Origin of the sequence: Francisella sp. 19S2-4 (assembly GCF_036281795.1) — a bacterium.
GTDB lineage: Bacteria > Pseudomonadota > Gammaproteobacteria > Francisellales > Francisellaceae > Francisella.
In genome coordinates this window covers 22,492-48,019 of sequence record NZ_JAWUZH010000013.1, presented here as the reverse complement: position 1 = coordinate 48,019, position 25,528 = coordinate 22,492, and the positions used below count along the sequence as shown (strand labels likewise).

The following is a 25,528-nucleotide window of genomic DNA, read 5'->3' as shown; positions in this document are numbered from 1 at the left end:
TTAAGGCTAAGTTTTTACTAAAAATAGCAAAAATATTCCTATTCATAGAAATTGAAAGATTTATTCAACAGTCTTTTTTTTAATCTGATACTTCTATTTAAGTATATTTTTTACTAAAAATATACTTTTTAATAAATATTTAATGAAGATTTTTGAGATTTTATTTTAATAATTAAGATATTTATAAGAAAGATATTTTGTTTATTTAAGTCTTACAACAAGAACATCAACATTCGCTTCATGCAAAATACTATTTGCTGTTGATCCTAAGAAAAATCTACCAACCGCACTTCTTCTATGACTACCAACAACGATTAGATCATTTTTATTTTCTTTTGCTTTCTCTAATAGGCTATTAGATATTGCACCGATCATTACTGATTTTTGACCAGTTATATTGTTTTTCTCAGCAAATTTTTCTAATGCTGCTTCAACTTTAGCTGTCTCATAAGTCATCAAAGAAATACTATCATTAGGTATAACAAATGCCGTATCTAATTGTGCATTATAAAGTTTAGCAACTTCTTTTGCTTTGTTAACAACATCACATGAATCATTCTCAAGATCTGTAGGCACTAGTAATTTTTTGTAACTATGAGCTTTGCTTACAGCAGCTTCATTTTCACTAACTCTTACCGTTAACACATCGCACTTAGCTTTATGTAGAACAGCATTTGCTACAGAACCTAAAAGTAAGTTTATACCGTGAGTAGCATGAGATCCAAGTACGATAACATCACACTGACTTTCTTCTGCATACGTAACTATCTCAGCCGCAGGATTACCAACTAAGACTTCATGTTCAACCTTAATTCCAGAGATTTTAGCTACTAGTTTATCTAGTTCTTCTTTTGCTTCTTGCTCTATTGAATGCTGAAAATCAACAATAGATGGTGCAAATGGTGCTACACAATCAATAACTGTAACTACCTTCAAAACTTCAGTATTATTTTTCTTAGCAAAGTCTATTGCAGAATTAATTACAACATCTGCATTTTCATAAACATTTACCGCTAGTAAAACCTTTTTATACGCCATGACGACTCTCCTAACTTGTCTTCCTTTAACTTCATTATAACAAACAAAAATAAAAAAGCATTTAATTACACATCAAATTTTATTTTTATAAATTACTTCAAAATACTTCCATATTTCATTAGGTAATTCTTGTTGTAATTGAAACCTATATTCAACCATTTTCTTAGGCTCAGCAAGTTCTATAGCACCTAAGCATTTTGATATTATCCCTAAATAAAAATAATTATCATTTTTACTAGTTCTTGCAAATACATATTTTGTATAAGTGTCTTTTATCAATTCTCTCTCAAGCTTATCATTTAAATCTTTTCCTATTTTTGAGTAGTAAGTAAAACACTTAGATGAAATAAATTTATTATCGTGCTGAGTAAACTTCTTACTCTCATCAAAAGTCATAAAAAGAAGAGCTTTGTTATCAAAAACTCTATATCCTGCTAAGTTAACCCCGCCATTGGTATAGTCTTGATTGAGCAGATGGGCAATATCCTTTTTTGAATACTTAATATACATGGATAAACCAGCACACTTATGATCCATATATTTTTCTATATAAACCAACTTATTATATTCAAGCAAATCTTTAATTTGAGATTCTAAGAAACTATTATCTTTTATTAAATCGGCTATTCGAAGTAGAACTTTACCATTACTTATAGAGATTAAAGACTCATACTCTTGTCTAGCAGCATTAACTGTAAATATTTCTAAAGCCAAATGTTTCAAAGCATTATTAAAGCTCTCCGTATCAAAATTATCTAAATTTGCTCGAAGTTTTGATTCAAGTTGCGAAAGTTTTAATATATTACAATCTAGTAAATATTCTAATATAAGTATTTCATATAACCTTTTTGCTGGAGTAAATTCTCTAGATATAAATTTTAAGACTAAATATTGCCTTCTATCAAGTTTAGGGATAGTTTCTTTAAAAGAGCTTAATATATCATAATATGTATCTTTAGCAGATAAGATGACTTCTGGAGATATAAAGTTATACTTTTGAAAATCAACTAAAGTTGGTATTCTTCCAAGCTCTTTTTTTAACTGTTTATAATCTCTTTTTATATTTTTCAGCTGAGAAAAATTTGTTACTTTAATATTTTTATAAATAATTTCCTTAGCGATATTCGTAAATGTTATTGTACTTTGACCCGCTATATAATTATTTGGAGAAACTACAAACTTTTTTAACTCATCCTTATCATAACTATTATTTTGACTTAATGCCACAGGAATAAGAAAATTACTATCATAGTTTGCAATAAAATCTAAAACTACAACAAAATGCTTGTCCTTATACTTACGTAAGCCTCTACCTAATTGTTGAATATAAACTATGGCACTTTGAGTTGGGCGTAGCAGTATAACCTGATTTACGCATGGAATATCAATACCTTCATTAAAAATATCAACTGTTACTATAGCTTCTAACTGATTTGACTCAAGCTGGTTTATAACTTCTGATCTGAATTTTTCTGAATCTTCGCTCGTTAATGCTTTAGCCTTTACTCCTTTCTGAGCTAGTTTAATAGACATCTGTTTTGCTTCATTAACATTGCTAACAAAAATTAGTGCTTTTCTTGAATTTCCACTAAACTGATAAAAGTTCATTTTCTCAATTATATGTGCAATTCGATTATCATCGACTAATCTTGAAAAATCACTGAGCAGCGACCTTTCTGACTCAATATAAAAATCTTCTATTGCAAAATAATGAAATGGACATAGTAAATCTTCCTCTAAGGCTTGATGTAATCTAATTTCATAAGCAATGTTATAGTCAAATAGTTTAAATATATCTGCCTCATCAGATCTCTCAGGCGTTGCTGTCATTCCAAGTAAAAATTTGGTTTCGAAGTAATCAAGAACCTTTTTATAGCTCTTTGCTTCAGCATGATGAACTTCATCAACTATTATGTAGTCAAACTCATCCTTTGAAAATCTTGCTAAAACTTTAGGATTCTTAAGCGTCTGTATAGTTGCAAATAAATATTCCGCAGAATCTTTATTATCTCCTGTATATAAACCAAAACTTTTATCTTTGATAACTTTAGCAAAAGTTTCTTTAGCCTTAATTGCAATATTTGTACGATGAACTATAAAAAGACAACGCTTAGGTCTAACTTTAGCAACATCAAACGCACTTAAAAAAGTTTTGCCAGTTCCTGTAGCACTTATTATTAAAGCCTTTTTTTTACCATTATTTCTTAATGTCTCTAGGTTATTTAACGCTTCTATTTGGGCTTTATTTGGATTTATGCTACTAGTTAAAATATTTTTTTGACTAATCTGTAAATTATCCTGCCTGAGATATATTTCTTTATATTCATCAATAAAATCTTTAGCTTCCTTAGCTTGATCAAAAAGTCTATTAAATTCTGATAACGCTTGTCTAACAATTTCATCACATTGACTAGCTTCAAATAACACATTCCATTCACTATTTACTGTAAGGGCTGATTGAGTTAAATTTGAACTCCCTAACATTATTTGCCAACTTTGTTTCTTCCTAAAAAAAAATCCTTTAGCATGAAAGTTTTCACTATCAAGTATTTTGAGCTCTATGTTATTAAATTTAAGAAGAACTTCTAGTGCTTTTGGCTCAGTAAAATTTAAGTAGCATCCGGTTAAGATTTTACCTTTTATATTTTTTGCCTCTAATTGACGCAGAGACTCTAAGATACACAAAACTCCACTTAATGTTACAAATGCAACACTAATTACAAACTCTTCACAGTTACTTAACTGATCATTGAGCTCTGTTACAATTTTATAATGCTTTGAATTTGTAATAAACTTTTTAGAGTCTGTGCTCATTTTATATCTGGACAGGAACTGCAGAGTTTAAGTTTGTACTACCTGTGCTTTTACCCCAACAATAAACACCACCATTTCCTTTGGCAATTCCACAAACATATGTTTTAGAGACACTTAATCTACTAAATTTGACATCTGTTTTTACTTTTTGTGGCTTACTAAAGTGTCCTCTCTCTCCATTACCAATCTCTCCTTGCTCTCCATCACCCCAGCAGTAAGCATTTCCTTGCTTATCTAAAGCACAAGCATATTTACTCTGACCATAAACTTTTTCAAACTTACTCTCATCACTAAAGCTTATTCCTAAAGAGTCCGAAGCTTTAGCTTGTTGTTCTTCCGGCTCTTCAGTATTCTTGTCATTTATACAATAAATATTATAATTTCTATCCATAAAGCACTTAGAACCATTTTTCTCACTGATTCCTTTAGCTTTTTGAAGTTGTTTGTAATGCTCTTCTATTTGTTTAGCATTGTCATTATCAGAGTCAGGCTCTATAATCTGATACTCTCCAACGCTAAGCTCTCCTGATCCATAATAAGAGATATCTTTGTTATATTCATAGTTTCGATTATATGCCGAAAAGAAGTTTTGGGTATAAGTATCAAGAGCAAAAACACTACTTCCTAAAAACACCAAAACCATTACAACTAAATTTTTTTTCATAAATAAATTTCTTAATATTACTTTTTAAATTTTAACTGGTACTGTAGAGTCTAAATTTATAGTACCTTTGTTACCCTTACCCCAACAATATACTTGATTAGATTGCTTAACAATTCCACAAGTATATGTTCTTGCCATAATTAATCTACTAAACTGCATATCTGTTTTGACTTTTTGTGGTTCATTAAAAAGACCTTTTTCGCCATTTCCAACCTCACCATTACTACCATCACCCCAACAATAGGCATGATTATTATCATCTAATGCACAAGCATAATGTGCTTTTGTGTACACTTTTTTAAACTTAACATTAGTATCAACTTTTTGTGGAATCTTTGCTTTATTTTTTATGTCTGGTGTTCCAAGCTGACCTCTTTTATTACTACCCCAACAATAAACTTCATCACCATTATCTAAAGCGCAGTTAAAATCATCACCTTCATGAACATTTTTAGACTTTTTAAGTTTCTCAAGATGCTCTAACATCTTTTTACTCAATTTCTTACCACTATTAGTAGTTGTATCTTTTCTAAGTTTATAATCCCCACATCTTACTTGTCCTGCTGCATCATAGCTACAGTTATAATTTTCAGAGTCATCCTTGCCAAAGCTATAACCATATTCCTGTATTTTCGCATCATCTCTATAATTATTATTCTTAGGTGAGAAATTGTCAGTTGAATAGTTATGGTCATCAAAAAAAGACTGTGTAAAAGTAGAATTAGCAAAAGCATTAGTACATAAAAACACAATTACTAGCAAAACTATAATTTTTTTCATAAATAAGTTTAGTTTTAAAAATTTCATACAACCATTAAATAATAATAAATTAAAATACTCACAAGTAAAATTCTATAAAAAGATTTTTTGCTCCCAATAACGTAAAAAACTAAAAAATTTTTCCTCTCTTGTATAGTTTTCTCTATCAACATAAGGTTTTGTTATAAGTATTGGATAACACCCAGCAATAAAGCATGCAAGACAACCAGTCAAAAGTCTATCATCTACAAGAGCAATTTCTTGTGGTCTACAATTAAGCATTTCTATAATTTTGTTAAGTCCATCAGGATATGGTTTCTTAGCTACTCCTGATATAAATCTAATTTTAGGAAAATATTTTCTAAAATACTCCAACCTTTCTTGAGTTGGTTTATTTGAAAGGATAAATATATTATCTTCACCAAATTTAGTGACAAAATTATCTAACCAATCTCGAACCTCGGCAAGAATTTCTGGCTTACCATGACTAGCTAATACACCATCAAAATCTAAAGCTAAATAGCTAATTTTTTTCTGATTTAAAAACTTCGAGGTTAAATTTACAACACTTTCTAAGCAATTATTCTGCTTCAAAGATCTAAGCTTTTTTCTGTAATGAAACATCTGTCTGATAGTGTATAAAGATCTACTAAGCATTTTTCTTCAAATCCATATCTTTTTTTAAATCCAAGGCTCTTTGATAAACATCATTTTTTTTAAGGTTTAATAATTCTGTAGTTAACTTAACAGCCTTTTTCAAAGGTAATTCTTCAAGCAATGCTCTAAGCAATAGTTCTTGATCGATACTACTAGATGGATCTGATGCGTCATGCCCACTACAATCAACTATTACAACAAATTCACCTTTTAGCTTTTCAGGATAACTCTTAAAAAACTCTATAACCTGACCTGGTTTTCCATTAACAAAAGTCTCAAATTGTTTCGTTAGCTCTTTCGCAACAACAATATCTACATTTGGCAAAACACTATCCAAATCAGCTAACAAATATTCTATCCTATGTACAGACTCATATAATATAACAGTCGTATTAAGACTCTTAAACTCAAGTATCTGCTCCTGCCTTTTTGCTTTTTTTGCAGATAGGAATCCTTTAAATACAAAGCTATCTGAAGGTAACCCTGCTACTGATAAAGCCGTGATCGCAGCACTAACTCCCGGAATAGGAACTATTTTATAATTCTCTTTACGTAGATTTGTTACTATTTTATATCCAGGATCAGATATTAATGGAGTTCCTGCATCACTAACTAAAGCAACTACTTTTCCCTCGTCTAAAAGCTCTTTAACCTGTTGTATCCTCGACTCTTCATTGAAGTCATGGCACGATAATAGCTTCTGATCTTTCCTGATATTAAGGCTTAACAAAAGCTTTGATGTCACACGAGTATCTTCAGCTAAAATAATATCTGCCTCTCTTAGCACATCAATAGCACGAAGTGTTATATCTCCTAAATTACCTATTGGCGTTGCAACAACATACAAAGTTGATTTTTCTATATTACTCATCTAGCATCTCCACTAAATTCGTAACATCTCCTGCTCCTTGTACTAAGATTATTGATTTATCATCAACAATACTCTTCAAAGCAGATATAGCACTACCAAAATTATCAGCTAGTATACTATTAGTAATTTCCTTAGCGATATCTTGACTTTCAAATCCAGCGATCACTTCTTCGCCAGCTGAATAAGTTGGTAATAAAATTAATTGATCTGCAACACGAAGAGTAGTTATCCAATCTTTAAATAAATCTCTATTTCTAGTATATCTATGCGGTTGAAATATATGAATAATCTTTTTATCAGGAAACTTCTCTTTAACAGCTCTTAGACAGCTAGCAACTTCGACAGGATGGTGTCCATAATCATCAATGACCTCTACCTGATGTCCTGAGATATTTTTTATATATCTGTCAAACCGTCTTGCAACCCCCGCAACATCTAATAATATTTGCTTTATATCTTTATATTTGAAACCTAAATCTAAACAACAGATGATACATGCTGTAGCATTTTGCACATTATATTCACCAGGCAGCTGAATGGCAAAATCATAATTTTTATTTCTATGACAAACCTTAAAGTATGTATAGTCATAATCTACACGATAATCACTTATTTGAGCATCTGCACCTTGTGAAAATCCATATGATACTATATTTTTATCATTCAAAGCATTTTTTGCTAATAAATCATTACATCCTTTATCATCTACACATAAATAAATGTTCTCAACTGTTTCTTTAGAAAGAAATTGCAAAAAATTATCTATGAGATTTTCATAACTATTTTTATAAGTTGCCATATGATCAAGATCAACATTAGTAACTATTGCACACTGTGGATTCAAATGCAGAAATGACGCATCGCTTTCATCAGCTTCTATGACTAATTTATCTTTACCATTTACTTGAATATTAGAATCTGTATATTTAACGACTCCTCCAACGACAAAACTACTTTTGTTATCAAGATGGCATAATAACGTTGCTAAAACACTTGATGTCGTAGTTTTCCCATGAGTTCCTGTTACAGCTATACTATAATCAAAATCTCTCATTAAAATTGCCAGGAACATTGCTCTTTGTAGACATTCTATCCCAAGAATCTTAGCTTTTTGAAGCAAAGGATTTTCAACTGAAATCGCGCTTGAATAAACGATCATATTATAACTATCTAAGCTAATATCATTTATTGAGGTAAATATTTTGATTCCTAAAGCTTCAAGTCTAGATGTTAGTTTATTAGGCTTACTATCATACCCATCAACAGCTGCACCAAGATTTTTAGCAGCTATAGCAAGTGCAGAAACTCCAATACCTCCTACACCCAGAAATAATATCTTTTTATTCAAATCAGCCTATTTTACGCAATCATGCCAATGTTTTATATAATTGATATAATACCATATCAACCTAACTAGTCACAGTCCTCTCCAATATTTAAATACTGCTTTACTTAACTCTTGCAACATCCCTTTACCATCAGCTGCAAATATATGATTTTCCTGACACCACTTTGTAAAAATAGTTCCTACATCTGCATACATCAAATCATACGCAAAAGCATTTTCAGTAAAGTTTGTAGTTTTTAAAGGCAACATCTCTTGATGAATACTTGATGAGGTTGAGTTAATAACAATATCAAACGTTCCTGAAATATTTGTGAAGTCTTCAATATCTATAGCGAATTCTGACACAAATAAGTTAGCTATTGCTTGTGCTTTTTGCATAGTCCTATTTGCAATAGCTATCGATTTAGGAGATTCTTTTATTATGGCAGCAACAACGGCTTTTGCAGCACCTCCTGCACCTACCACAAGTACTTTTTTTTGTTTAAGCTCAACTTTATAATTATTTTTAATGTCATTAACTATTCCCAAACCATCATAATTTAAAGCTATCATTTTCCGCTCTGGAGTAAAAATAACATTACTCGCAGCACCAACTGCTTTTGCTGTTGTATCTGAGTCGTCAGCTAAGGCAAAAACTCTCTCTTTATGAGGAATCGTTACACTTAAACCTTTAACTTCAGTATTATTTTTAAACTCTTTAATTTTTTCTTCTAATTCTTCAGGCTTAACCTCTATAGCTGTAAAAATCATATCCTGGCTGTACTGCCTAGCTAGCTCCATTTGAATTTTTGGAGATAAACTATGTTTTACAGGAAAACCAATAACATGGTATAAATCTGACATTTGAAACTCTTCAGTAATTAAAATATTAGAATTATATCATGAGTAAAAAAACATGATTAACTTGAATAGCGCAAAAAAAGTAAATATCATTATGCACACAAAAATCAAAGTATTAATAAAAACTTAAATGACAAAAATAGTTACAACATTAGGATTAAGTATATTTTTATCTACAGGATTTAGTTTACAAGTATCTAGTGGATCAACTCAAAAAATAAATTCTAGCGATCAAAAGGCTACTACAGCAATGAGTGCTATGCCAATAAACACAGACCCAAAGTCTAGCCAGAACCAGGTAAAAATAGATCAGCCCAAACAAAAAGAACAATTAATGGGTTCTAGCTCTTCTACTTGGACTCCAGCATATCTTAAAGTTAAAAAGTTTAAAAAATGTCTAAGTACACAAGACTATAGAGGTTGGCAAGGTTATTGCTTGCCGAGCAAACAGCCAAAGAAATGCCCAGATGCTTCTTGGAGTGAGTTAAATAAAATGAATTTAGTACCTTGTTCAAAATAAGTTTCTCGCGTTGATCGCCAACAAATAGTATTTGACTAATTAATGTCTTTTCTATAGAATACCGAAACTATTTCTGTGATTTATAAAATAAAGATAAAAATTTTAAAGAGGAAAATAAAATGAAAAGAACATTCCAACCTTCAAACCTAAAAAGAAAAAGAACTCATGGTTTCCGTGCACGCATGAAAACTTTAAGCGGAAGAAAAGTTATTAGAAACAGAAGAGCTAAAGGTAGAGCTAAGCTTAGTGCATAATTTTTGTTTAACCAAACAAAATATACTTAATAAAAGTGAGATCAAACAGGCTTTTGATAACGTTGAAAATAAGTTAAGCACACTACACTTTACTTTTTTGCTTGGCCAAAGAGATATTAAAGATCCAGGCATTTGTGTGATCTTGCCTAAAAAAAGCATAAAAAAAGCTACTAAAAGAAATCTTTGTCGGAGACTTATTAAAGAGTTTTTCCGATTAAACAAAGACTCTTTAGATCAAAAAAGCCTGATTGTACTAAGCAAAAAAACGGCATCTCAAGCTACTAAGGAAGATTTGTGGCAATCTATAGAAAGTTTTTATCAATTCTTAAGAAAATCACAATAGTTCCCTTCATACTATTAATCAAACTTTATCGTTACTGTATTAGCCCTTTTATACCAGCTAGATGTAGATATTATCCAACTTGTTCTGAATATGCTCTAGAAGCTCTAAAATCTCATGGTATACTAAAGGGATTATATTTAACTATACGTAGACTTTTGCGCTGCCATCCACTAGCAAAAAGAGACTACTACGACCCAGTTCCGGAAAAAATAAAAGGTTTAAAGAAATAATGAAAGCTAATCATATAAGAATATTACTATTAGTTATAATAGCAATAATGTTTTTATCTCTAATGAATAAGTGGGAGCAAACTTTTCCTTCTACTTCATCTAGCGAGCAACAAACAACAAAAACTCAAGAGAGTAATCACTACACACAGCCAGCAGATTCTAAAGCAGGCGGCGATGCAGCTAAAGATCAAACTCCTAGCTTAACCTCAAAAACAAGTTTCTCTCAATATGATAAAGCTGACAGTGTAACCATAAACACTAATGTTTTCAAAAACCTAAAAGTTAGCTTACTTAATGGCGCTATCACTTCAGCATCTTTAAAAGATTATACAGTTAGCTTAAATGATAAAACTCCTATGAGTTTACTAACAGAAAAGCAAGGCTCTGAGTATATTGCAAAAAGCAGTGTTGTAATAGATAGAAAGCCAGTAAATGTAGAATTTAAAAATGAAGGAATTAAAAAGCAAGATGGCAAACAAATTCTGACTTTATCTGGTTCTGTAGATGGCTTAGATATAGTTAGAACATATACCTTTGATGATTCTAAATACAATATTTTAATATCACAAAAAATCACTAATACTACTTCTAACCCTATTAATGTTATAGTTGATGATTCATTAGCTAGAGATTTTGATCCTGCAGGAGATAGCTTTAGTTTATTAAATGCTCATAGTTATACTTTTACAGGTGTTGCATATTCAACTCCTCAAGATAAATTTAGAAAAGAATCTTTTAAAGATATATCTAAGACTAGTGGCAAACCGACAATAATTGATAACAACGGTCAAGGCTGGGTTGCCTTCTTAGAACACTACTTCATGACTGCTTGGATACCTCAAGCATCAAATTCAAAAATATACTATAAAAACCTAAATGGCGATGTTTTTGAAGCTGGTGAATATACTGGTCTAACAATAGCTCCAAATCAATCACAAAATGTATCTTCTGTGCTTTACACAGGTCCTATCATCAAAGATAACCTAGTTAGCCTAGCTCCAAACTTAGAGAAAACTTTAGATTACGGTATGCTATCATTCTTCTCTGAGATTATTTTCTGGGTTATGAGCCATATCCATGCGCTAGTCGGTAACTGGGGATTATCAATTATCTTAGTTACTGTACTTATCAAACTAATATTCTATCCTCTTTCTGCTAAAAGTTACCGCTCTATGGCAAAAATGAGAATGTTACAACCAAGAATTAAGCGCCTTCAAGAAATATATAAAGATGACCGTCAAGCTCTTGGTAAAAAAATGATGGAAATGTACAAAGAGGAAAAAGTTAATCCTCTTGGTGGATGTTTACCTATGGTAATACAGATTCCTATATTCATTTCATTATATTGGGTATTGCTAGAGTCAGTAGAATTAAGACATGCTCCTTTTATTTTCTGGATTCATGACTTATCAATGAAAGACCCTTACTTTGTTCTTCCTGTATTAATGGGAATATCAATGTTCTTACAACAAAGACTTTCTCCAGCTCCTGCAGATCCTATGCAAGCTAAGATAATGATGTTCTTACCTGTAATATTTACATTCTTATTTGCATCATTCCCATCAGGATTAGTGTTATACTGGTTAACAAATAACTTAATCAGTATTTTGCAACAATGGTTTATAACAAAACGTTATCAAGCAACACATAAAAAATAAAATATCAATACTATGGACAAATCTTTTTTAAAACCAAAATACTGGGGGATATGGATCATAGTTGGCTTATGTAAAGTCGTTGTAAATATACTCCCATATAAAGCATTAATGCGCCTTGCTATTGGTATAGGGTTTTTAGCAAAACCTCTCGCAAAAAAACGTAATCAAATAGCTATTACTAATTTAAAGATAGCTTTCCCTGAAAAGTCAGATCAAGAAATAAAAAAACTGGCTAATGAAAGTTATAAATCTGCTTGCATGGCAGGATTCGAGAGCTTAATCGCTTGGTTTATGACAGATAAAAACTTCAAGAAACTAAATATAGACACTTCTGATTTCAAAACTTTTATTGATGTTCATAATGACCCAAACCGAACTCTTTTAGCTTTAGGATTCCACTTTCATTCTTTAGAAATCGCGGGTAGATATGTTGGTAATAATATTAAGCCTTTATCAATAATGTATCAAAAGCATAGTAGTCCATTAATGGAGCATATAATAACATCCTCTCGTGAAAAATATATTGATAAATGCTTTCAGCGTAAAAATATAGTCTCGGTAATAAAAAGCCTTAAAAGAGGTATGACAATGTGGTATGCTCCTGATCAAGATTTCAAAGAGCATGTTGTTTTTGTTAATTTTTTTAGCAAGCTTTGCTCTACTCTAACAGTGACTCCTTGGCTTGCTCAAAAGACAGGCGCAACAGTTGTACCTATGTATTATATAAGAAAAAAAGATTTATCAGGATATAAGCTCATTTCTTGTGAACCTATTGAATTTACGGGAGATCCACACAAAGATGCTAATATAACAAATAGATTCTTAGAGAATGCTATCCGCAAGTATCCAGAACAATACTTATGGCAGCACCGCCGTTATAAAACAAGACCTCCTGGCGAAGAAAAAATTTATTAGTTATTTATGATTAGTAGACTATATGTTAAAATTTAAATAGTACCTTAACTTAAGAGTAAGATGAGCAGTAAGAACTTTAAACCTGAAAACTGGGGAATATGGCTTGTAGTAGGCATAATGAACTGTGCTTCAAAACTGCCTTTATTTACACATAAGTATATTGTTCTATTCATTGGATTTATAATCAAACCTTTCTTAAAAAGCCGTAATGCAATCGCTCGAGAAAATCTCAAAATTGCCTATCCAGAAAAGTCAGATAAAGAAATAGAAAAGCTTGTTAAAAAGAGTTACTACTCAATGGTTCTTTCTGGAGCAGAAACTACTGCTGCTTGGCTTTTATCAAAGAAAAGATTTAATAAAATAGAATTTGAATGGGGAGAAGGTTCTAGGGAAAGATTCGAGAAGTATCATAATGACCCTAAACAAAAGTTAATCATATTAGGTTTCCATTTTCACTGTATTGAAATAATAGGTAGATATATGGGACAAGAGTTCCCTCCTTTTACAGTGATGTATCAAAAAAATGGCAACCCTCTTATTGAGGATTTGATAAAAGACTATCGTGAAAGAAACCTTTACAAATGTTTAGATAGTAAAAATTTTATATCTGTTATTAGAAGTCTAAAAAAAGGTTATACCATGTGGTATGCTCCTGATCAAGATTTTGGATTAGAAAGCTCAGGAGTAGAGAACTCGGTTTTTGCACCATTTTTCGGCAAACTTTGTGCTACTCTTACAGTAACTCCATGGCTTGCTCAAAAAACTGGTGCTGTTGTGGTTCCTGCATATTATGTGCGAGAGAAATGCTTAAAAAAATATAAAATTGTTACAGGAGAGCCACTAGAATTTACAGGTGACGCTTATAAAGATGCTGAAATTACTAATAAATTCTTAGAAGATGCTATTCGAAAATATCCTGAACAGTATCTATGGCAACATCGTCGCTATAGAACGAGACCAAATGGTGAGCCACAAATTTACTAAGGCTTAGATTTTATGTTAAGAAAAAAATTGTTGTTTATTAAAGGTTTTTCTTTAGTTGAGTTAATGGTTGTGATAGCAATTATAGCTATTCTAGCTTCTATAGGCATCCCTACATACAACAACTATGTCCTAAGAAGTCATCGAAGTGAAGCAACATCAGAATTATTATCTGCATCAAATGCTGCTGATAACTTTGAAATTCGCAACGGCTCATTTCCATCAGGCAGTGATATAAGCTCTTTCTATAAAACCAATTCTCAAAGTGGACTTTATAAACTAGCATATAATGGCGCAGGCTCAAGCTATACAATTACAGCTACAGCACAAGGAGCTCAAGCAGCGGATACACCTTGTACAGATATTCAACTACAAGTAAATGGCGCTATTGTTGATAAAACACCTACAGCGTGTTGGGACTAGTAAATTACTAAAAATATTTTAATTTAAAAATTTAAGGAATATTAAAAATGGCAAATTATAGCACAAATGAATTTAAAGGTGGTCTAAAAGTTTTAATAGATGGCAATCCTATGGTTATCGTTGAAAATGAGTTTGTTAAACCTGGTAAAGGTCAAGCATTTAACAGAGTTAAACTTAAGAATCTTCTTAATGATAGAGTCATAGAAAAGACTTTTAAATCAGGAGAGTCTGTTGAGGCCGCTGATGTAGAAGAATTCACAGTTGTATACTCATATTTTGATGGAGATAGTTATGTGTTTATGCACCCTGAAACATTTGAGCAGTATATGGTTTCTGATGAGGCACTAGGTGAAACTAAAAAATGGTTAAAAGATCAAGATGAATACCAAGTCATCTTATTTAATGGTCAACCAATATCAATAACCCCGCCAAACTTTGTAAATCTTGAAATAGTAGAGACTGATCCAGGCTTAAAAGGAGACACTGCTGGAACTGGCGGTAAACCAGCGACATTATCTACTGGTGCTGTTGTAAGAGTTCCTCTTTTTGTACAAACTGGTGAAGTAATAAAAGTTGATACTAGAACATCAAGCTATGTTTCAAGAGTCAAGGAATAATATGCAGTCAATAGATAATCTAGTCTGGATTGACTTAGAGATGACTGGACTTGATGTTGAAGAGTGTAAAATCATTGAAATAGCTGCGATCATTACAGATAAAGACTTAAATACTATTGCTGAAGCTGAGCCCATTGCAATTCATCAATCAGATGAGATTTTAGACAATATGAATGAATGGTGTATAAAAACTCATGGTGAGACAGGTCTTACTCAAAGAGTCAAAGATAGTAAAATCTCTTTAGAGGAGGCTGAACAAAAGATTCTAGACTTTATAAAACAATATGTCCCTTATCAAAGCTCCCCTCTATGTGGTAACTCAATATGGCAAGATAGAAGATTTCTCGCTAAATATATGCCTAAAATAGATGACTACTGTCATTATAGAATGCTTGATGTTACTAGCCTAAAACTTCTTAATGAATACTGGGGAGATGGTGAAATATTTAATAAAAAAGCTACTCATAAAGCTTTAGATGATATTCAAGAATCAATCGCCGAACTAAAGTTTTATAGAAAAAAATTATTATCACTTTAGAGAATTATATAAATGAAAAAAATATTACTTTTAATCTTATGTAGTTTATTAATAGCTAGTTGTTCCACTCACCCTCTTGGAATATCTGATGAGACATGGCAAAACATGACTCCAGAACAACAGGCTCAAGCATATCAAAAACAAGCTGACATAACTGCGAAACAACAAGCTCAAGAACTCGCTTACCAACAGCAGCAACAACAAGAGATTGCGAATATAAAAGCTAATCCAGCATATGGTCAATATATTCAGTGTGTAATTAGAAAAGGTAAATATCAAGCTTTTATTAATGACTGGAATGATATCCAAGCATTTAGTTTTGATGCTATTCAAGGTAAAACTACTACTGCTAATTTGACATATTATCAGAATAATAATAAATTCTTTAATGAGAATCAGGAACTATATATTTCACTTGAAGGTACTCAAATTAAGATTTGCAAAGATCAAAATGCTTTTTCTAATGATTGTTCGGTAATAACAGCAACTATGCCTCAATATAGAAGAGGAGCTAGGGTTAAAATAACTTCTGGAATAATAGAAGGTACTGCTAGATGTGATATGGTCTATGGCAATAGTGGATCATCAAATGGAAATGGGAATGCCAACATAATAATAAATGTTTGATAATAATTCTCATTATCGTATATCACAATCAAATATCTTTTGATATACTTGTCACACCAAATTATCATAAAAAAAGATATCTTTGAGAATTTATTATGAAATATGCTCTTGTTGGTAACCCAAACTGTGGAAAAACAACGATCTTCAACGCTCTAACAGGGCTTAACCAAAAAGTTGGTAACTGGTCTGGAGTAACTGTAGATAAAAAAACAGGCTTCTTTAACTTTAATGATAAAAAAATAGAAGTTGTTGATATCCCTGGAATTTACTCCCTATCAGTATCAGATGAGAACTCTATTGATGAGCAAATAGCATACTCTTTTATAGTTAAAGAAAAGCCAAATGCAATTATTAATGTAGTAGATGCATCAAATCTAAATAGAAGTTTATACCTTACTGTTCAACTTATAGAACTCGGACTACCCGTCATTTTAGCTGTAAACATGGTAGATGTTGCAACTAAAAAAGGTACTATTGTGCACTATGATAAGCTAGAGAAAGCTCTTGGATATAAGGTCTTACCAATAGTTGGAACAAAAAATATTGGTATTCAAGATCTAAAACAAACTTTAGCATGCCCACAAAGTACACCAAATTTTGATTTAACAAAGTTCTATCCTAAAACTGTCTTTAAAACAGAAAAACAAATTAGTGAGCTACGTCAAACTAAAATAGGTAATTTATGGCTTACTACAGAGCTTCTTGATGGTAGAGATATTCAGCTTGCTCAAGAAATCAAAGATAAAGATTTAAAAATACTAAAAGAATCTATAGGTATAACTAAAAATATAGATATAGCAAAACTCCGCCATCAAGCAGTCGCAGAGATTGTAAACATTACAACAGAAAGTAAGAAAGTATCTCGAATCAACCTTACCAAAATTCTAGATGCCATATGTATGAATAAATACTTAGGTGTGCCAGTATTTCTTCTTATGATGTACTTAATGTTCTTATTTTCAATTACATTAGGTGGCGCGATACAACCAATGTTTGATGATCTATCACATGCTATTTTTGTCGATGGTTTAGCATATTATTCAAATATGATAGGACTTCCTGAACCTCTCATAGGGATCTTAGCAAATGGCTTAGGTACTGGTATAAACACGGTACTAGGATTTATACCTCAAATAGGATTTTTATTTATATTTCTGTCAATTCTTGAAGACTCTGGTTATATGTCACGAGCTGCTTTTGTTATGGATAGATTTATGCAATCAATCGGCTTATCTGGAAAAGCTTTCGTACCTTTAATCGTTGGTTTTGGCTGTAATGTTGCATCTATTATGGCAGCAAGAACCCTAGAAACACGTAAGGATAGACTCATGACTTTAATGATGTCTCCTTTTATGTCTTGTGGAGCAAGACTTGCGATATTTTCTGTATTTGCTAGTGCATTTTTTCCTCATAATGGCGCTACTATTATATTCTTACTATACCTTGCAGGAATAGCTGGTGCAATAATTACAGGATACATTATTAAATTCACTTTTTTAAAAGGTGACACAGCCCCATTTATTTTAGATATCCCAACCTATCATAGACCCTCATTTAAAACTGTAATGATATATAGTTGGAACAGACTAAAATCTTTCTTAATTAGAGCAGGTAAGGTTATTGTTCCTGTAGCTATAATTGTTGGTAGTCTAAATAGTATATACATAACCAATAAGACTACTGCTCTTGAATATGCTGGTAAGAAGATTACTCCTATACTTAATCCAATGGGTATAAGTGATAATAACTGGCCAGCAACTGTAGGTTTGATAACAGGGACTCTAGCCAAAGAAGTTGTAGTGGGAACTTTAAATACTATTTACACCCAAGGTGATAACAATGTTATACCAAAAGAATTTAGTCTTGTAGATAGTTTCAAAGAGTCTTGGGATACCACCATAGACAATATTAAAGGTATAGATTTAGCAACGCTAATTAATCCAATAGAAGCTAGTAAAGCCGATGCAAATATGGATAATGGTGCTATGGGTAATATGATTGCTAAATTTGGCTCACTTTCAGCAGCCTTTTCATATTTATTATTTGTTCTTTTATATATCCCATGTATTTCTGTAGTGGGTGCAATGGTAAGGGAGTCCACTCGTGGTTGGGCGATTCTTTCCGTACTTTGGAGTGCTTCTATCGCTTATGTGTCTGCCGTTATTATTTATCAACTAATAAATTTTATAGACCATCCTGCTAGCTCTAGCATATATATTAGTTTAGCTGTTATATATATCTTTGGAATAGTTTTTCTAATGAAATACTTATCAACTAAAATAAAATTTGTAGCAAATCTCACGGGATGTTCAAGCTGTAATACTAAATGTTCTTAGTCATGCTCGTGCCATTAATCGACCAATATCAGAAAAATCCTTATCTTATAAATTTATTAAATAAAAGTCTTTAATATTTCTATCAAAGTATGATACGATGAAAAATAAGTACGTTCGAGGATGTGCTGATTTCAATTTAATTTATAAAAAGCTTGAGAGGAGTTTTTATGTCGAAGTTTGTCTATGCCTTTAGTGAAGGCAATAAGTCTATGCGTGATTTGTTAGGTGGAAAAGGTGCAAATCTTAGTGAGATGCTAAACAGTGGTCTTCCTGTACCTGATGGCTTCACAGTAACAACAGAGGCTTGTCTTAAATACTATGATGATCGTCAAAAACTAAGTAAAGATGTTAAAGAACAAATATTTGCTCATATCGCTGATTTAGAAAAAAGAACAGGCAAAACCTTTGGTGGTGGCGATAACCCTCTATTAGTATCTGTCCGTTCTGGTGCTAGGGTATCTATGCCTGGCATGATGGATACTGTTCTAAACTTAGGTTTAAATGACAAAGTTGCCAAAGCTATGGTAGCAAAGACAAACAATGAACAATTTGTTTATGATAGTTATAGAAGATTCATAATGATGTTTGCTGATGTTGTTATGGATTGTGAGAAAAAGCCCTTTGATAAAGTGCTTGATGATAAAAAAGCAAAAAGAAAAGTAAAAAATGACTGTGACCTAAGCGCTACTGATTATAAAGATATCGTTGCAGAATACAAAAAAATATACAAAGATTTAGTCGGTAAAGAATTTCCTATCGATCCTGTTGAACAACTTTTAGCTGCTGTTGAGGCTGTATTTAGATCATGGAATGCTGAAAGAGCTATTATATATAGAGAGATCAATAATATCTCAAATAACTGGGGTACTGCTGTTAATGTCCAAGAAATGGTATATGGCAACTCTGGTAATAACTCTGGTACAGGGGTAGCTTTTACAAGGAACCCTTCTACTGGTGAAAATGAGCTTTTTGGAGAATATCTAATTAACGCTCAAGGAGAGGATGTTGTTGCAGGTGTAAGAACTCCTGCACATATTTCTACGCTTAAAGATAAAATGCCTCAAGTCTTTGATGATTTTGTAAAAATTGCTAAAAACTTAGAAAAAGTATACAAAGATATGCAGGATATGGAGTTTACTATCGAAGATGGTAAGCTTTTTATGCTACAAACAAGAAATGGTAAAAGAACAGCAAAAGCTGCTTTAAAAATAGCTGTAGATATGGCTAATGAAGGGCTAATTACTAATGAAGAAGCTGTAATGATGGTAGAGCCTCATTTATTAGAACAGTTATTACACCCTAAATTTGATGAAAAAGCTCTAGCATCTAAACGCCCTCTTGGCTCAGCTCTTGGAGCATCTCCTGGTGCTGCTAGTGGTAGAATATATTTTGATGTTGAGTCATTACTGGCAGCAAAAGCTCGTGGTGAGGAAAAAACTATCCTAGTCAGAATTGAAACATCGCCTGAAGATATTGCTGGGATGAATGCTTGTAATGGTATTCTTACATTACGCGGAGGCATGACTTCTCATGCTGCAGTTGTTGCTCGCGGTATGGGTAAATGTTGCATATCTGGCTTAGAGTCTGCAAAAATTGATGAAGATAAAAAAACTATTACTTTTGAAAGAGGACAAGTTTTCACAGAGGGTGATTACTTATCTCTAGATGGCACGAAAGGTAATGTCTATAGAGGTATTATTAAAACTGTAGATCCTGAAGTTACTCAAGATTTTGAAGAGTTTATGAAATTTGTTGATAGTGTACGTAAACTTCGAGTTAGATGTAACGCAGATACTTATAAAGATGCTATGGTTGCAAGAGCTTATGGTGCTGAAGGTATTGGACTATGCCGTACCGAGCATATGTTCTTTGAAGAAGATCGTATTTCTTATGTTAGACAAATGATTCTAGCAAAAGATAAAAAAGAAAGACAAAAAGCTCTAGACAAGTTACTTCCAGTGCAGCAGCAAGATTTTGAAGAGCTATTTGAAGCAATGGATAATCTAGCTGTTACTATTAGATTTATTGACCCTCCTCTACATGAGTTTTTGCCTCATGAAGTCGATGAAATTGATGCTCTAGCAAGAGAGTTTAATATCAGCTATAGTGAACTAGAATCGCGAATTGAATCTCTTAGTGAAATGAACCCTATGATGGGTCATCGTGGTTGTCGACTAGCTGTGACATTCCCAGAAATTATTGAAATGCAGACAAAAGCTATTATCTATGCTGCAATATCAAGTAAGCGTATGGGAATTGATGTTAAACCTGAGCTTATGATTCCTTTAGTAAGTACCCTTGGTGAGTTTAAACTCTTAGGTGGAATAGTCAGAGAAGTTGCTGATAATATTCTTAAACGTGAAAATATGGAAATTGATTATAAAGTTGGCGTAATGCTTGAAACTCCTCGTGGCGCTATAGGTGCAGGTTTATTAGCTGCGGCTGGTAGTGAGTTTTTCTCATTTGGAACAAATGACCTAACTCAGATGACTTTTGGCTTTAGTAGAGATGATGCCAATAAGTTTATTAAAGATTATCTTGAGCATGGTATCTTGAGCTTCGACCCATTTGCTAGGCTTGATCCTAAGGGTGTAGGTAAATTGATGGAAATCGCTAAAGAAGGTGTAAAAGCTGTAAATCCTAATGCTAAAATGGGTATATGTGGTGAGCATGGTGGTGAGCCATATTCTGTAGGATTCTGTCATGACTTAGGCCTTGACTATGTATCTTGTTCTCCTTTTAGAGTTCCAATTGCAAGATTATCAGCTGCTCAAGCAAAAATTTATGCTGATCGCAAACAATAATTTCCTTATATCCTCTCTTAATTATTAAAAAAAATCACTCGTTACGCTAAAACGAGGTTTACACAAAAATATTATATAGCTACAATAACTATACTAATTTTTAATTAAGAGTATTCTCTTTAGGAATATTCTTATACTAAAAAGATAAGGGAAAATGCATAAAATAGTGAATTCATGTGTGCAGATGCGGATACATATAGATATCGAATCTATAATAAAAATATTAAGTAGTAGCAAGATCTTCTTTAGAGCTGTTACTTCTGTATTCATTCAAAAAAGCAAATCTCAAAGTAATTCTTCTCAAGCACTCCTCTCCCTCATAAAAAAATCTCTCTGTCTCTAAAATAAAAAAATAAAGACAAGTAAAACTATTTAGAATCTTTAAATTAATAATTAAATATCGAGGGTCAATAATGATAGATAAAATTTGGAAAAATGGTGAAATCATCTCTTATGAAGATGCAAAGGTTGGTATAAACACTCATTCTCTACACTATGGTTCATCTGTATTTGAAGGTATACGAGCATATGAAACACCCAATGGTGTTGGTGTTTTAAAATTAAAAGAACATATGGAAAGATTCTTATATTCTATGAGTGTTCTTGGTATGAAATGTAAATATAGTATCGATGAGCTATCTCAAGCTGTACTAGACATAATTAAGGCAAGCGGTAAAAAATCATGCTACATAAGACCTTTAGCATACTATGCTGAAGGTGGTGTAAGTGTACTGCCTGCTAAAGATCATCCAGTAGACATCGCTATTTACTGTATTGATATGGGTAAGTACATGTCTGCCGATGAAGTTGACATTAAGGTTAGTAAGTATATTCGTATCCATCCTCAATCAACTGTTTGTGATGCTAAAATTGGTGGTCATTATGTTAATAGCATCTTAGCATCTAGAGAAACTTTAGACACACATTATCATGAATCATTATTACTTGATGTAGATGGTAATGTTGCTGAAGGTGCGGCAATGAATGTCTTCTTTATAAAGAATAATGAACTAATAACAACTCCTCTAGGTACCATCCTAAACGGTATAACAAGAAAACTTATTATCCAAATAGCAAAAGATTTAGGCTATAAAGTTACAGAACGTTTATTCAAAGTAGAAGAATTAATTGATGCTGACGAAGCTTTCTTCTGTGGTACTGCAGCTGAAGTAACTCCAGTTGCAAGTGTGGATGATAATAAATTAAAAAGTTCAGATCATACAATAACTAATCAAATAAAAGAAGTCTTTGAAAAAATTAAGCAAGGACAAGCTTATAAAGAAATTTTAACTTATGTAGAGGAGTCTTAATATGGATAAGAAGAAAATTTATATCTTTGACACTACTCTTAGAGATGGTCAACAATCTCCAGGAGCAGGTATGTCTTTCGAGGACAATATCACGTATGCTGATCTAGCAGATAAGTTAAAAATTGATGTCTTAGAAGCCGGCTTTCCTTCTGCAAGTAAAACTGACTTTGAAATAGTAAATACTATTTCAAAAAGAATGGCTGAAAGAAAGTCTAATATGATTATTGCTGGGCTATGTCAATTACGTAAAAACCAAGTTGAAATTACAATGGATGCTTTACGCCCTTCTTTAGAAATTGGTAAAGCAAGAGTTCATGTCTACTTACCTGTAGATCCTAACCTAGCTCAAGCAAGCTTAGGTAGCAAAAATGATAATGAACAAAATATTAAAAATGTTTATGAACTAATTAAGCTAGCTACTGATCAAGGCTTCGAAGTTGAATTTAGTGCCGAAGGATATTCAAGACTTGGTGATACTTTTGATTATGTAACTGATATTTTTAGAGCTGCTGTGTCTGCTGGTGTTTCTGTAATAAACTGTCCAGATACTATAGGTGGTGCATGTGAAAGAGAAGGAGAAAACTATTTTGTCCATAATATGTCTAAACATGCAAAAATAATCAAAGAAGAATTTCCTGATAGGGATATAATTTGGTCGGCTCATTGTCATAATGATTTAGGCTTAGCATTAGAAAACTCTATGAATGCAGTCTTTGACGGACCTGCAAGACAGATTGAAGGTTGTATTAATGGTGTTGGTGAAAGAGCTGGTAATGCTTCTTTAGAGCAATGTGTTATGTTTTTAAACCTTTTTGGTAAGCAAAAAGATTGTCATTATTACAATGATATAGACATTTCTAATTTCAAAACTATCTCTGACTTTATTGGCGAAAGAATGCTATCAAGACAGCCTCACTATCCTATCACAGGCCTAAACTCTGCTAGACATACCTCTGGTGGTCATACTAATGCGATACTAAATAATCCATTAGCATATCAACCTTTTCACCCAGAATCAGTCGGTAATGAAATTAGTTTTGTATTTGGTCCACTTTCTGGAGGAAACCATGCTAAAAAGATTATCGAAGAGAGTGGCTATATCTGCAATGACAAAGAAAAAGCAAAAATTGCTCAACAAATAAAAGATATTTATCACGAGCGTAGAAAAGGTATCACAGATGAGGAACTAATTAACGCTTATAGAAAAATTAGAGCTCCTATCAATGCCTCAAGCATTAATTATGGAAAATCTAATGGTGAAACATATGTAGAACTTAAAGGTAGCTTCTTTGGTAATATTGACTATAGAATAGCGGACAATAGTGAAAACTCAGCTCTATCGGCTTTACTAAAAGGTATCCAAGAGTATATTCCAGAAGTAAATATCTCAGACTACTTCTCACGCTCACTAAAAGATGCGGGAATAAACTCCAAATCAGAAAGTACGATTATAATTAAAGCTGGTGATAATAGCCCTACAGTTGAGGGTGTAGCTATTGATCAAGATATAGAAATATCGACTCTTAAAGCTCTGATCGCAGCTACTAATAAATTATTTATAGAAACAAATTATAGGAAATAATATGGCAAGAAATATTATAGATAAGATTTGGGATGCCCATGTTGTTCAACAAATATCTGACTTCCCAGATATGTTATATATTGATAGAATGTTGGTACACGAGGTAACTTCACCTCAAGCATTTGATAAAATTAGAGAGTTAAATATCGCTATAAATAACCCTAAATCTATCATTGCAACTGTTGATCATAGTATATCGACATCTCCCATTAACCGTTTAGAAATGGAAGATAAAGTTGCTCAAGCACAAGTTGAAAAACTTCGTAATAATGTCAAAGAATTTAATCTTGATTTTTATGATTTTGAAAGCCAACATCAAGGTGTAGTTCATGTAACAGGCCCTGAGCTAGGCTTTACTCTACCAGGAATAACTCTTGTATGTGGTGACTCTCATACTTCAACACATGGAGCATTTGGGGCTTTAGCATTTGGTATAGGAACATCTGAAATTGGTCATGTACTTGCAACTAACTGTATCCTACAATATAGACCTAAAACAATGAAGGTGGAATTTGTAGGTAAACCTTCAAAATTAGCAACTGCTAAAGATATCGTAATGAAGCTAATAGCTAATATTGGTATCGGTGGTGCTGGAGGCCATGTCATAGAGTATACTGGTCAAGCAGTCAAAAACATGACTATGGAAGAGCGCATGACTTTGTGCAATATGTCGATAGAATGTGGTGCTAGAGCTGGCTTAGTCGCTCCTGATAAGAAAACTTTTGATTACCTTAGAGGTAAAAAATATGCTCCTCAAGACGCTGAGTTTGATAAAGCTATCGAAGAGTGGAAAAAGCTAGAAAGTGATACAAATGCACACTTTGATAAACATATAAAAGTAGATATTGAAAATCTAGGGCCAATGGTTACTTGGGGAATCAACCCTCAACATGCAATAAATATATCAGCGAAGATCCCAAATCTTAAAGATATTCCATCGCATCAGCATAAATTAGCTCAACAAGCTTATGACTATACTAAGTTTAATGCTGATGAAGATATTCTTGGTAAAGAGATCCAGTGGGCTTTTGTAGGCAGCTGTACTAATGGGCGTATTGAAGATATGCGTGCTGTAGCAGAAGTTCTAAAAGGTAGAAGAGTCTCTAAAAATGTCACTATGTATATAGTTCCTGGCTCAGAACAAGTTAGAAAAATAGCAATCGAAGAAGGCTTAGATAAGATCTTTACTGATGCTGGTGCTGATTTTAGAATGCCAGGGTGCTCAATGTGCCTAGCGATGAATGATGATAAAGTTCCTGCAGGCCAAAGGTGTATTAGCACATCAAATAGAAACTTTATCGGTCGCCAAGGTAAAGGAAGTATAACTCATCTTGCCTCACCACAAACTGTTGCTGCTAGTGCCGTTATGGGTAAAATTTGCAGTGTTGATAAACTATAA

24 protein-coding genes are annotated in these 25,528 nt (G+C 32.5%); 16 read left to right on the top strand and 8 right to left on the bottom strand.

Going from position 1 to position 25,528, the window contains the following annotated elements; genetic code table 11:
- Positions 1–201: 201 nt before the first annotated feature.
- The 8 genes from R8535_RS04410 to aroE form a co-directional block, all read right to left on the bottom strand.
- Positions 202–1,038: a universal stress protein gene (locus tag R8535_RS04410; RefSeq protein WP_329497584.1), complete on the bottom strand. Its 837-nt coding sequence runs from the start codon at positions 1,036–1,038 to the stop codon at positions 202–204.
- Positions 1,039–1,110: 72 nt separating this feature from the next.
- Positions 1,111–3,852, bottom strand: a complete 2,742-nt coding sequence (locus R8535_RS04405; RefSeq protein ID WP_329497586.1) for a DUF3427 domain-containing protein — start codon at positions 3,850–3,852, stop codon at positions 1,111–1,113.
- Between the two features lies 1 nt (position 3,853).
- Positions 3,854–4,516, bottom strand: a complete 663-nt coding sequence (locus R8535_RS04400; protein WP_329497588.1) for an RCC1 domain-containing protein — start codon at positions 4,514–4,516, stop codon at positions 3,854–3,856.
- Between the two features lie 24 nt (positions 4,517–4,540).
- Positions 4,541–5,296, bottom strand: a complete 756-nt coding sequence (locus R8535_RS04395) for an RCC1 domain-containing protein (protein ID WP_329497589.1) — start codon at positions 5,294–5,296, stop codon at positions 4,541–4,543.
- Positions 5,297–5,368: 72 nt separating this feature from the next.
- Entirely contained in the window at positions 5,369–5,932 is a 564-nt protein-coding gene (locus R8535_RS04390) for a YqeG family HAD IIIA-type phosphatase (protein ID WP_329497591.1), read from the bottom strand.
- Entirely contained in the window at positions 5,925–6,803 is an 879-nt protein-coding gene (gene rsmI, locus R8535_RS04385; RefSeq protein ID WP_329497593.1) for a 16S rRNA (cytidine(1402)-2'-O)-methyltransferase, read from the bottom strand. The genes R8535_RS04390 and rsmI overlap by 8 nt, the downstream gene beginning before the upstream one ends.
- Positions 6,796–8,151, bottom strand: a complete 1,356-nt coding sequence (gene murC / locus R8535_RS04380) for a UDP-N-acetylmuramate--L-alanine ligase (protein ID WP_329497594.1) — start codon at positions 8,149–8,151, stop codon at positions 6,796–6,798. Before murC ends, rsmI begins: the two co-directional genes overlap by 8 nt.
- A 69-nt stretch (positions 8,152–8,220) precedes the next feature.
- Positions 8,221–8,994, bottom strand: a complete 774-nt coding sequence (gene aroE / locus R8535_RS04375) for a shikimate dehydrogenase (protein ID WP_329497596.1) — start codon at positions 8,992–8,994, stop codon at positions 8,221–8,223.
- A 127-nt stretch (positions 8,995–9,121) separates the two neighbouring features.
- On the opposite strand from aroE, the gene R8535_RS04370 reads away from it, so the two are divergent.
- The 16 genes from R8535_RS04370 (at position 9,122) to leuC (ending at position 25,528) form a co-directional block, all read left to right on the top strand.
- Complete coding sequence (locus R8535_RS04370; RefSeq protein ID WP_329497598.1) at positions 9,122–9,511, top strand: hypothetical protein; 390 nt, start codon at positions 9,122–9,124, stop codon at positions 9,509–9,511.
- 119 nt (positions 9,512–9,630) lie between these two features.
- Positions 9,631–9,765 carry a 50S ribosomal protein L34 gene (gene rpmH, locus R8535_RS04365; RefSeq protein WP_329477625.1) on the top strand — a complete coding sequence of 45 codons (135 nt, stop codon included), beginning with the start codon at positions 9,631–9,633 and terminating at the stop codon, positions 9,763–9,765.
- Positions 9,758–10,108 (top strand): ribonuclease P protein component, encoded by a 351-nt coding sequence (gene rnpA / locus R8535_RS04360; protein ID WP_329497600.1) that lies wholly within the window; start codon positions 9,758–9,760, stop codon positions 10,106–10,108. The genes rpmH and rnpA overlap by 8 nt, the downstream gene beginning before the upstream one ends.
- Positions 10,060–10,338, top strand: coding sequence for a membrane protein insertion efficiency factor YidD (gene yidD, locus R8535_RS04355; protein WP_442902164.1), 279 nt, complete (start codon positions 10,060–10,062; stop codon positions 10,336–10,338). The genes rnpA and yidD overlap by 49 nt, the downstream gene beginning before the upstream one ends.
- On the top strand, positions 10,338–11,996 hold the full coding sequence (gene yidC / locus R8535_RS04350; RefSeq protein WP_329497602.1) for a membrane protein insertase YidC: 1,659 nt from the start codon (positions 10,338–10,340) through the stop codon (positions 11,994–11,996). The genes yidD and yidC overlap by 1 nt, the downstream gene beginning before the upstream one ends.
- Before the next feature lie 12 nt (positions 11,997–12,008).
- On the top strand, positions 12,009–12,911 hold the full coding sequence (locus tag R8535_RS04345) for an LpxL/LpxP family acyltransferase (protein ID WP_329497604.1): 903 nt from the start codon (positions 12,009–12,011) through the stop codon (positions 12,909–12,911).
- Between the two features lie 60 nt (positions 12,912–12,971).
- The gene (locus R8535_RS04340) at positions 12,972–13,895 is read left to right on the top strand and encodes a lysophospholipid acyltransferase family protein (protein ID WP_329497606.1); all 924 of its coding nucleotides are present in this window, start codon (positions 12,972–12,974) and stop codon (positions 13,893–13,895) included.
- 12 nt (positions 13,896–13,907) lie between these two features.
- Positions 13,908–14,315 (top strand): type IV pilin protein, encoded by a 408-nt coding sequence (locus tag R8535_RS04335; protein ID WP_442902165.1) that lies wholly within the window; start codon positions 13,908–13,910, stop codon positions 14,313–14,315.
- 47 nt (positions 14,316–14,362) lie between these two features.
- Positions 14,363–14,932 carry an elongation factor P gene (gene efp / locus R8535_RS04330; protein WP_329497608.1) on the top strand — a complete coding sequence of 190 codons (570 nt, stop codon included), beginning with the start codon at positions 14,363–14,365 and terminating at the stop codon, positions 14,930–14,932.
- Position 14,933: 1 nt separating this feature from the next.
- Entirely contained in the window at positions 14,934–15,470 is a 537-nt protein-coding gene (gene orn / locus R8535_RS04325) for an oligoribonuclease (RefSeq protein WP_329497609.1), read from the top strand.
- Positions 15,471–15,482: 12 nt separating this feature from the next.
- The gene (locus R8535_RS04320; RefSeq protein WP_329497611.1) at positions 15,483–16,097 is read left to right on the top strand and encodes a hypothetical protein; all 615 of its coding nucleotides are present in this window, start codon (positions 15,483–15,485) and stop codon (positions 16,095–16,097) included.
- A 95-nt stretch (positions 16,098–16,192) separates the two neighbouring features.
- Positions 16,193–18,433 (top strand): Fe(2+) transporter permease subunit FeoB, encoded by a 2,241-nt coding sequence (gene feoB, locus R8535_RS04315; RefSeq protein WP_329497613.1) that lies wholly within the window; start codon positions 16,193–16,195, stop codon positions 18,431–18,433.
- A 167-nt stretch (positions 18,434–18,600) separates the two neighbouring features.
- Positions 18,601–21,237: a pyruvate, phosphate dikinase gene (ppdK, locus tag R8535_RS04310; protein ID WP_329497614.1), complete on the top strand. Its 2,637-nt coding sequence runs from the start codon at positions 18,601–18,603 to the stop codon at positions 21,235–21,237.
- A 413-nt stretch (positions 21,238–21,650) separates the two neighbouring features.
- Positions 21,651–22,547 carry a branched-chain amino acid transaminase gene (locus tag R8535_RS04305; RefSeq protein ID WP_329497616.1) on the top strand — a complete coding sequence of 299 codons (897 nt, stop codon included), beginning with the start codon at positions 21,651–21,653 and terminating at the stop codon, positions 22,545–22,547.
- Position 22,548: 1 nt separating this feature from the next.
- A complete protein-coding gene (locus R8535_RS04300; RefSeq protein WP_329497618.1) occupies positions 22,549–24,129 on the top strand; it encodes a homocitrate synthase/isopropylmalate synthase family protein in 1,581 nt (526 codons plus the stop codon).
- Between the two features lies 1 nt (position 24,130).
- Complete coding sequence (gene leuC, locus R8535_RS04295) at positions 24,131–25,528, top strand: 3-isopropylmalate dehydratase large subunit (protein ID WP_329497620.1); 1,398 nt, start codon at positions 24,131–24,133, stop codon at positions 25,526–25,528.